This window comes from Streptomyces sp. NPDC050264, assembly GCF_040655895.1.
Classification (GTDB): domain Bacteria; phylum Actinomycetota; class Actinomycetes; order Streptomycetales; family Streptomycetaceae; genus Streptomyces.
This window is the reverse complement of record NZ_JBFAKV010000016.1, coordinates 114066-123421: the sequence shown is the minus strand read 5'-3', so window position 1 is coordinate 123421 and position 9356 is coordinate 114066. Positions and strand designations below refer to the sequence as shown.

The following is a 9356-nucleotide window of genomic DNA, read 5'->3' as shown; positions in this document are numbered from 1 at the left end:
CGGGGAGCGACAAGCTCCCCGCACCCCCGTTTTCGCTGCCGTGCGGCCGGGACGGCGGTCAGGACAGGCGCTTCGCCGCCGCCTGGATCCGCTCGTCCGTGGCGGTCAGCGCGACGCGTACGAACGTGCGGCCCGCCTCGCCGTAGAAGTCGCCCGGCGCGACCAGGATGCCCAGGTCCGCGAGGTGGGCGACGGTGTCCCAGCACGACTCGTCGCGGGTCGCCCACAGGTACAGGCTCGCCTCGCTGTGCTCGATGCGGAAGCCGTGCGCGAGGAGCGCCTCGCGCAGCAGCTCGCGGCGGGCCGCGTACCGGGCGCGCTGCTCGCGCACGTGCTGCTCGTCGCCGAGCGCCGCGACGACCGCCGCCTGCGTCGGGGCCGAGGTCATCATGCCGCCGTGCTTGCGGATCTGGAGCAGGTCGCCGAGGACCGCGGCGTCGCCGGCGAGGAACGCCGCACGGTAGCCCGCCAGGTTCGAGCGCTTCGAGAGCGAGTGGACCGAGACCAGGCCCTCGCACGAGCCGCCGTTCACGTCCGGGTGCAGGACCGAGACCGGGTCGGCCTCCCAGCCCAGTTCGAGGTAGCACTCGTCCGAGGCGATCAGGATGCCGTGCTCGCGGGCCCAGGCCACGATGCGGGTCAGCTCGTCCTTGGACAGCACCCGGCCGGTCGGGTTCGACGGGGAGTTGAGCCACAGGAGCCTGATGCCCTCGGGGTTCAGCTCCGTCGGGTCGTCGTAGGCCACGTACTCCGCGCGGGCCAGGCGGGCGCCCACCTCGTACGTGGGGTAGGCGAGGCGCGGGTAGGCAACCACGTCTTTGGATGTCGCGGTGCCGGGGCCGAGGCCCAGCTGGGTCGGGAGCCAGGCCACGAGTTCCTTGGAGCCGACCACCGGCAGCACGTTCGGGTGGCCGAGGCCGCGGGCGCCCAGGCGGCGCTCGCACCAGCCCACGAGCGCGTCCCGCAGTTCCGGGGTGCCCCACACCGTCGGGTAGCCCGGCGAGTCGGCGGCGTCGATCAGCGCCTTCTGGATCAGCTCGGGCACCGGGTCGACGGGCGTGCCGACGGAGAGGTCGACGATGCCGCCCGGGTGTGCCGCCGCAGTCTTCTTGTACGGCTCCAGCTTGTCCCAGGGGAAGGTGGGGAGGCGATCGATGGGCGCGGGGACTCCGGACACCTGGTCAGCTCACTTCTCTCGCGATGTAGGGGACAAATGCCTCGGTCCCGTACGGCAGTCGAAGCCGTACGGGACCGGGGAAGCGCCTGTGCGTACCGCTGAACTCGGTTACTGGTTCTGCGGCGGCAGCGCTGCGATGAACGGGTGGTCCTTCTCGATCAGGCCCATCTTCGAAGCACCACCGGGCGAACCGAGCTCGTCGAAGAACTCGACGTTCGCCTTGTAGTAGTCCTTCCACTCCTCCGGAGTGTCGTCCTCGTAGAAGATCGCCTCGACCGGGCAGACCGGCTCACAGGCACCACAGTCGACGCATTCGTCCGGGTGGATGTACAAGGACCGGGAGCCCTCGTAGATGCAGTCGACCGGGCACTCCTCGATGCACGCCTTGTCCTTGACGTCGACACAAGGCTGCGCGATGACGTAGGTCACGCTGTCGTTCCTCCTCGATAGGGCGCTGGCGGGCCTCCGCAGGCTCCGCCGCCTGGCGCGCGGGAGCGCGGCGTCGTCGATGCCCGCCCCTAGTATCTCCGTTCCCGGCCATGATCCGAACAGGAGGGGTGGACCCAGCTGTGGAATTCACTGCGAGCGGACGGCTCGAGGTTAGCCTGACCCGCGCTGACGTGGGAAAACGCGTATCCGTGCGACGGGTGAGTGAGGACGGGCCCGCGGGTCGGAAGTTCACCGACACCGTCGGGGTTCTCACATCGTGGAACGAGGGTGTGCTGCTCATCACACGACGGACCGGCGAGCGGGTCGCCGTCGACGCGTCCACGATGGTCGCGGGAAAGGTCGTGCCAGCCGAACCGGCCAGGCGCCGCGGCCCTTCCGCCACGTATCCGGAACTGGCGCGTGTCGCCTCCCGCGCCTGGCAGCCGATCGAGAGCGAGCGGCTCGGCGAGTGGGAGCTGAGGGCCGCCGACGGCTTCACGCGGCGGGCCAACTCCGTGTTGCCGGTGGGTGATCCGGGGGTGCCGCTCGCCGACGCGCTGGACCGCGTACAGGACTGGTACGCGGCTCGCGGGCTGCCCGCCTACGCGCAGACCGCGACCGGGGCGGCGGGCGCGCAGGAGGTGCTGTGCGCCGAGTTGGAGGCGCGCGGGTGGCTGCGGGAGGTGTCCGCGGAGCTGCGGATCGCGGCGCTCGCACCCATCGGGGACGCCCCCGACGACCCTCGGGTGGTGCTGAGCCGTGTGCCGGGAGCGGCGTGGCTCGGGCGCTACCAGCGCAAGGGCGCGACCGAGGTGGCGTCGCGGGTGCTGTGCGCCGGGCCGTCCGTGTGGTTCGCGACGGTGCCCGGCGAGGGCGAGGTGCCCTCGGCGATCGGGCGGTGCGTGGTCGACGGGCGGTGGGCCGGGTTCGCCGCCGTCGAGGTCGACCCGGCGCGGCGGCGGCAGGGGCTCGCCTCGGCCGTGATGACGGCGCTCGCGCGCCGCGCGCTGGACGAGGGCGCGTCGGCGGCCTGGCTCCAGGTCGAGGCCGACAACGAGGGGGCGCGCGCACTGTACGACCGCATGGGTTTCGCCACACACCACGCCTATCACCACTACCGTGCTCCGGAACGGGACGCGCCGGAGACGGCACGGTGACCCGTTGGCGATCGCGCTATCGATCGGTCTGAGAGGGCACGAGGCACGTATGTCCCCCCACCTGTCCCCCCGTTCCACGGAGCTTCGCCGCCGGTTCGCCGAGGAGGCGCGGTCCGAGCGGCCCGATCTCGCGCAGCTGTGTCTGCTGCTCGCCGCACAGGCGGACGGCTCGCTCGACGAGGCCGGCATGGACGCCGTGGAGATCCGACTGGACGAGCTTGCCGGGCAGTTGCCGTTCCGGCCGGGCAGTCCGCGCTCGTGGGCCACCGCCCTCGCCGAGCTGCTCGGGTCGCGGCTCGGCTTCCACGGCGTGGCCGGCGACTACCAGCGCCTGGAGTCGTCGCTGCTGCACGAGGTCCTGCGGCGCAGACGCGGGCTGCCGATCCTGCTGTCGGTGGTGTGGATGGAGGTGGCGCGGCGGGCCGGGGCCCCGGTCTACGGGGTGGCACTGCCGGGGCACTTCGTCGTCGGCTTCGGCGACCCCGGGGAGCAGATCCTCGCCGATCCGTTCGGCGCGGGGCGCGTGCTGACGGGGTCGGACGCGGAGGTGCTGGTGGCCGGGGCGACGGGGGCGCCGATGGACCCGTCGATGCTGCGGCCCGTCGATCCGCTGGAGGTCGTGCTGCGGATCCTGAACAACATCCGGGCGTGGGCGGCGACGCGGCCCGAGCGGTCCGATGTGTCGCTCTGGGCCGTGGAGTTGTCGCTGCTGCTGCCGTCGCATCCGGCGCGGTTGCGCTATGAGCGGGCCCAGTTGTTGGTGCAGCGGGGCGATTTCGTCACCGGGGCCGTTGAGTTGGAGGCGTACGCGGAAGTGGTGGCGGCGGTTGACGCTGACGCGGCCGAGCGGGTGTCGGGGCAGGCCAGGGCAGCTCGGGCCAGGTTGAACTGAGCCGTCACAACCAGCCTTTCTCCCTCGCGACCCGTACTGCCTCCGCCCTGTTGCGTACGGCCAGTTTCTGGATCGTCACCGACAGATAGTTGCGGACCGTGCCCTGCGACAGGTTCAGGGCGGCCGCCAGCTCGGCGTTGGTGCGGCCGTCCGCCGCCGCGCGGAGCACCTCGCGTTCGCGGTCCGTGAGCGGGTTGGCGCCCTCGGCCAGGGCGGCCGCGGCGAGCGTCGGGTCGATGACACGCTCGCCCGCGAGGACCTTGCGGACGGCTTCGGCGAGCTGGGCCGCGGGGGCGTCCTTCACCAGGAACGCGCGGGCGCCCGCCTCCATGGCGCTGCGCAGATAGCCCGGGCGGCCGAACGTGGTGAGGACGACGACCTTCAATTCCGGCAGGTGAGCGCGGAGTCGGGCCGCCGCCTCGATGCCCGTGCAGCCCGGCATCTCGATGTCGAGCAGGGCCACGTCCGGCGTGTGCGCGCGGGCGGCCGCCAGGACCTCGTCGCCGCGTGCCACCTGCGCGACGACCTCGATGTCCGGCTCCAGGCCGAGCAGCGCCGCGAGGGCTTCGCGGACCATCGACTGGTCCTCGGCGAGGAGGACTCTGATCCTGTCGCCCGTGTCGTTCTCCGTGCTCATGCGGCGGATCCTACGGAGGCGGCCGGGACCCGGGCCACCAGGCGGAAGCCACGGTCCGGCGCGGCGCCCGCCTCCAGGGTGCCGCCGACGGCGGCGAGGCGTTCGGCGAGGCCGTTCAGGCCGTTGCCGGGCGGCACCCCGGACGGGCCCGCGCCGTCGTCCTCGACGCTCAGCTCGACGACGGGCCCGCCGAGGGTCTCGCGCCGGGCGACGCCGACGGTGCAGCGGCGGGCTCCGCTGTGCCGTACGACATTGGTGACGGCCTCGCGCAGCGTCCAGGCGAGCGTCGCCTCCTGCGTCCCGGGCAGCCCGGGGAGATCGTCGGGCACGTCCACCGCGATGCCCGCCGCCGCCAAGGCCGCTTGGGCGCCCGCGAGTTCGGCGGCGAGGCGGGGCCGCCGGTACCCGGCGACGGCCTCGCGCACGTCGACCAGCGCCTGACGGCTCACCTTCTCGATGTCGGCGACCTGGTCGGCCGCCTTGCCGGGGTGGTCAGGCAGCATGCGGCCGGCGAGTTCGCTCTTGAGCGTGATCAGCGAGAGGGAGTGGCCGAGGAGATCGTGCAGGTCGCGCGCGAGCCGCAGCCGCTCCTCGTTCGCGGCGAGCTGCGCGACCTGGGCGCGGGCTTCCCGCAACTCCCGTGTCGTACGCACCAGTTCTCGCACGCCGATCATGGAAAACCCGCCGAGCAGCGTGGGGACGACGAGCCAGTACTCCGGGCTGGTGTCGAGCAGCAGCCCGGTGGCGACCAGGGCTGCCGTGGTCGACAGGATTCCCGTGCGGGCCCAGCGCAGCGGCAGCACGGCGCCGCAGGCCACGGAGACGTACACGAACAGGACCAGCCACTGCGCGCCGAGGGTGAGGGGCAGGACGACGGCGAACACCGACAGCACGGCCAGGCAGCCGCGGACCACGACCAGCTCCATGGGCCTGCCCGTCTGGCGCAGGACGAGGCCCACGTAGCAGCCGGCGAACACCGTGAGGCCCAGCCAGCCGAGGACCGTGGCCACCGGGCCGTGGCCGCCCCGCAGCAGGTCGGCGACCGGGCTGCCGAGGAAGGCCAGCCACATCGCGATCCAGATCAGCTTCACGTAGAACTCGCGGCGCGTCTCCGGCGGTTTGCCGATCCCCGGGAGCCTGCGCTCGCCGTCCGTCTGCGTGCTCACGCCTTCAACGTGTCCTTCCGGTACAGCCAGGCCGCGCCGCCCGCGAAGAGCAGGAAGTACACGACGATCAGCGTGACGTCCTTGGCGTGCGGGGCGTTGCCCAGCTCGATGGCCTGGCCGAGGGCCGCGTAGGCGTGCGTGGGAAGCCACTTGGCGATCGACTGCAGCCACTGCGGGAACGTCGTGGTCGGCATCCACAGGCCGCCCAGGATGGAGAGGCCGAAGTAGACGATCATCGTGATCGGGCGGACGGCGTCGCCGGACGCGAGGTAGCCGATGGCGACGCCGAGCGCGGCGAAGCAGAGGCTGCCCGCCCAGATCGCGCCGGTGAGCGCGAGCCACTGCCAGGCGTCGATCCGTACGTCCTTGAAGACGGCGGCCACGACGAAGACGATCACGATGGAGGGCAGGGAGACGACCGCGGCGCTCGCCGTCTTCGCCAGTACGTAGCCGCGGCCGGGCAGCGTCGTCAGCCTCAACTGCCGTACCCAGCCGCTCTCCCGCTCCTTCGCGATGCGCTCGCTGTTGCCCATGAGCACGGCCGTGAGCGCGCCGAAGGAGGCCATGGAGACCATCATGAACGCGGGCAGGTTCAGGCCCGTGCCGTCGACGATGGCGGTGCTGTCGGCGCTGCCCGCGATCAGCAGGAACAGGACCGACGGATAGATCACGGAGAAGAACAGGAACTTCCTGTTGCGCAGGGCGCGGGTGATCTCCAGCTTGATGAGGCTGTTCATGCTGCGTTCGCCTCCTCGGCGGCTGCTCCCGTGGCTTCTTCCGCGGTGGTGATGGCCACGAAGGCCTGCTCCAGGCCGAGTCCGGCGACTTCGAGGTTGCGGGGGTAGACGCCGAGCCCGTACAGCGCGTGCACGGTCGCGTCGGCGTCGGTGGACTGGATGCGGATGGTCTGGCCTGAAATATCTGCGGTGGTGAGGAACGGCAGTGCCTTGATGGCGGCGGTGTCGATCTCGCCCTCCAGGTCGAAGGAGACCTTGCGGGCACCCGCCTTCGCCTTGATCTCGGCGGCGGTGCCGTCGGCGAGGAGGCGGCCGCGGTGCAGCACGAGGACCCGGTCGGCGATCGCGTCCGCCTCCTCCAGGTAGTGCGTGGCGAACAGGACGGTGCGGCCCTGGTCGGCCTGCTCGCGCATGGTCGCCCAGAACGCCTGGCGGGCCGAGACGTCCATCCCGGTCGTCGGCTCGTCGAGGACGATCAGGTCACTGTCGCCGGCCGTGGCGAGGGCGAAGCGGACGCGCTGTTCCTGGCCGCCGGAGAGCTTGTTGACCTTGCGGTCGGCGATCTGGTCGATGCCGGCGCGGGAGAGCACGTCACCGGTCCGGTACGGCTTGGGGTGCAGGGCGCAGGCCAGCTGCACCAGTTCGCGCACCGTCACCTCGTCCATCAGGCCGCCGCTCTGCAGCATGGCGCCGACCCGGCCCTGGACGATGGCGTCGCGCGGGGCGGCGCCGAAGACGCGGACGTCACCGCTGTCCGCGGGGCGCAGGCCGAGCAGCAGGTCGAGGGTGGTGGACTTGCCCGCGCCGTTGGGGCCGAGCAGGGCGACGGTCTCCCCCGGGTGCAGGGCGAGGCTGAGGCCGTCGACGGCCTTGACGGCGCCGTAGGACTTCGTCACCCCGGCGAAGGTGACCGCTGCGTCTGTGTTCATGCCGCTCATCGTCGCCGGTCGGCGGCGGGGCGCGGCAGTGCCGGGCGTCGCGAGTCCCGCGTGACATCTGTCATGCGGGACCCGCGCACGGGTCGCTCCGGTGACTCAGCCCGCGTCCGTCCCGATCGTCGCCGTGCGCTCGGCGGGGGTCTTGCCCAGCAGGGCCTTGCCCATGGCCGAGGCGACGTCGGTCGGCTGGACCGGGGTCTTCTTGCCGTTGCCCCGGGTGATCAGGACCCCGTCGAAGACGTTGCCGTAGAGCCCCTTGAGGGCTTGCAGGTCGTACGTCTCGACGAGCTTGCCGTCGACCGCCTTGACCCCGAGGATCTTGGGCAGCGACTTGTCCGGGCCGAACTGGATCGACGCGCTCCCGGCCTTGATGGTGACCAGGCCGGACATCGCGGGCTTCGCGAACTGCTCCATCTTCCGGTCGACCTCGGCGTCCGGGACCGTCGGCCGGCGGGTCGTCGTCGGCACCTGGACCGGCGCGGACGCGCCCGTCTCCACCTGCGCCTGGTACGCCTTCTGCACGGCGTCGGTCGACTTGTCGACGTCGATGCCCTTGCCCGCCTTGCCGTAGACGGCGACGGCCTTGCCCTGGACGAACTTGATCGTGCCGTCGCCGGACCCGGCGGCGCCGCCCGCGGCCTGCTCCAGCGCCGCGTGCAGCTTCTCCTCGTCGACGGGCATGACGGGGTCGACGACCCGCTGGTTGCCGAAGAGCGAGCCGATGACGGAGACCGGGTTGTAGTCGCTGCCCGCGGCGGCGGACACGGTGGCCGCGCTGTCCAGGGACAGCCCCGCCTGGTCCGGCTTGAGCTCGACGGTCTTGCCGTCGACCTGGAGCTTCAGGGCCTGCCCCGTGCGCTTGCCGAGGGAGTCGTCGAGCTTGGCGGCGGCCTGGTCGCGGGTCCCGCCGCCGATGTCGACACCGAGGACGGTGGTGCCCTTGGGCACGTCCGAGTGGTTCATCAACAGGCCCGCGCCGTACGCGACTCCGGCCACGCCGACGACGCCCACGCCGAGCAGGACCAGCTTGCTGCGGCCCTTCTTCTTCTTTTTCGCGGCCGCCGCCGGGGCGCTCTGCACCGGGTCGGGCAGCTTCGGCGGGGTGTGCGGGGTGGGTGCCGGGGTCTTCGCACCGGGCGCGAACGGCGAGCCGGGGCCGCCGGACCCCGGGACGACCGGGATGCCGCTGGTGAGCGTGTCACCGGAGACGTGGCCGGCCGGCGGCTCGGGCGCCGGCTTCTGCGGCGTGAGGATCGCGGTGTCGTCGCTCAGCCGCGGCGGGTTCTGGGCGCCCGGGACGGGACGGACCGGCGGCTCGCTCGCGAGCGGCGGCACCATCGGGCCGTCACCGGTGGCGGGCCCCGTAGTGGGACCGGCCGGGCCGCCGCGGGGCGCACCGGGGCCCGGGGCACCCGTGCCGCCGGAGAAGTAGGGCAGGTCGCCCCGGTCGCCGGGGACTTGCGGTGCGGGGGCTCCGCCGAGCGGGCCCGCCGCCACGGCGCCGGACACGTCGAAGCCGCCGGACGTGCCGGACGGGGCCGGGGCCCCGGGGGCGCTCGGCGGGGCTGCCGCGGCGGCACCCGCGCCGTTCGCTGCGGCGCCGCGCGGCGCGGCGCCCTTGCGCGGAGCGAACCAGTCGCTGGTCTTCTCCTCGCGCGGGGCCTTGGTCTCGGCGGGACCGGAGTTCGCGGCGGGCCCGGCACCGGTACCGATACCGGCGCCCGGGTCCGCGTACCCGGCGAGTGCGGAGGGGCGGCCGGCGTCGGGCTCGGGGGTCCCGGCCGGCGCGTCGGCGCCGTCCTGCGGCCCACCGTCGACATCGCTCATCGGCGTACGCATCACGACCGGCGGGATCGGACGCGAGCCGGGGATGTTGATCCGGATACGCGTCGTCAGCGTGGTCTCGGTCCTGGGTGCGTCCGGGGCGCCCTGGTCACCCGGGGGCACCTGGCCCAGCGGGTCGGCGTCGCCGGCGGCCGCGCCCTGCGCGGACGTGCCGTACGGAGGCGTGCCCGACGGGTAGGCGGCAGCGCCGCGCCCCTGGGGCCCGGAGGACGAACTGTCAGTTTCACGACTCAAAGCAGGTTCTCCCGGTTGGCTCCGCCGCCCGTCTCGACCTCGCGCGGGCTGCTCGGCGGCGCGCACCACCATACTGGCCGCGGCCGGGGGTCACGGCGTGACGGATGGTGAATCCCCTACCGGGCACGGTGCGTACCGGTCGCA

The 9356-nt window shown here is 72.9% G+C and carries 9 protein-coding genes; 2 read left to right on the top strand and 7 right to left on the bottom strand.

Annotation, left to right across the window (positions count from 1 at the left end):
- Positions 1–58 precede the first annotated feature (58 nt).
- Both AB0J02_RS26885 and fdxA read right to left on the bottom strand, forming a co-directional pair.
- Positions 59–1177 carry a bifunctional succinyldiaminopimelate transaminase/glutamate-prephenate aminotransferase gene (locus tag AB0J02_RS26885; protein ID WP_363196340.1) on the bottom strand — a complete coding sequence of 373 codons (1119 nt, stop codon included), beginning with the start codon at positions 1175–1177 and terminating at the stop codon, positions 59–61.
- Positions 1178–1285: 108 nt separating this feature from the next.
- Positions 1286–1606: a ferredoxin gene (fdxA, locus tag AB0J02_RS26880; protein WP_111666449.1), complete on the bottom strand. Its 321-nt coding sequence runs from the start codon at positions 1604–1606 to the stop codon at positions 1286–1288.
- A gap of 140 nt (positions 1607–1746) precedes the next feature.
- Between fdxA and AB0J02_RS26875 the strand changes: the two genes are divergently transcribed.
- Positions 1747–2763: a GNAT family N-acetyltransferase gene (locus tag AB0J02_RS26875; RefSeq protein WP_363196339.1), complete on the top strand. Its 1017-nt coding sequence runs from the start codon at positions 1747–1749 to the stop codon at positions 2761–2763.
- A gap of 49 nt (positions 2764–2812) precedes the next feature.
- Entirely contained in the window at positions 2813–3655 is an 843-nt protein-coding gene (locus AB0J02_RS26870; protein WP_363196338.1) for a transglutaminase-like domain-containing protein, read from the top strand.
- A gap of 4 nt (positions 3656–3659) precedes the next feature.
- Here the strand turns inward: AB0J02_RS26870 and AB0J02_RS26865 are convergent, their stop codons facing one another.
- From AB0J02_RS26865 to AB0J02_RS26845, 5 genes are all read right to left on the bottom strand, one after another.
- Complete coding sequence (locus AB0J02_RS26865; protein ID WP_363196337.1) at positions 3660–4292, bottom strand: response regulator transcription factor; 633 nt, start codon at positions 4290–4292, stop codon at positions 3660–3662.
- A complete protein-coding gene (locus AB0J02_RS26860) occupies positions 4289–5458 on the bottom strand; it encodes a sensor histidine kinase (RefSeq protein WP_363196336.1) in 1170 nt (389 codons plus the stop codon). The genes AB0J02_RS26865 and AB0J02_RS26860 overlap by 4 nt, the downstream gene beginning before the upstream one ends.
- A complete protein-coding gene (locus AB0J02_RS26855; protein WP_363196335.1) occupies positions 5455–6195 on the bottom strand; it encodes an ABC transporter permease in 741 nt (246 codons plus the stop codon). Before AB0J02_RS26855 ends, AB0J02_RS26860 begins: the two co-directional genes overlap by 4 nt.
- Entirely contained in the window at positions 6192–7124 is a 933-nt protein-coding gene (locus AB0J02_RS26850) for an ABC transporter ATP-binding protein (RefSeq protein ID WP_363196334.1), read from the bottom strand. Before AB0J02_RS26850 ends, AB0J02_RS26855 begins: the two co-directional genes overlap by 4 nt.
- Before the next feature lie 105 nt (positions 7125–7229).
- Positions 7230–9212, bottom strand: coding sequence for a hypothetical protein (locus AB0J02_RS26845; protein ID WP_363196333.1), 1983 nt, complete (start codon positions 9210–9212; stop codon positions 7230–7232).
- Between the last annotated feature and the right edge of the window lie 144 nt (positions 9213–9356).

Coding starts and splice junctions, on each gene's coding strand:
- AB0J02_RS26870 (WP_363196338.1), top strand. CDS start 2,813: ATGTCCCCCCACCTGTCCCCCCGTTCCACGGAGCTTCGCCGCCGGTTC.
- AB0J02_RS26865 (WP_363196337.1), bottom strand. CDS start 4,292: ATGAGCACGGAGAACGACACGGGCGACAGGATCAGAGTCCTCCTCGCC.
- AB0J02_RS26855 (WP_363196335.1), bottom strand. CDS start 6,195: ATGAACAGCCTCATCAAGCTGGAGATCACCCGCGCCCTGCGCAACAGG.
- AB0J02_RS26850 (WP_363196334.1), bottom strand. CDS start 7,124: ATGAACACAGACGCAGCGGTCACCTTCGCCGGGGTGACGAAGTCCTAC.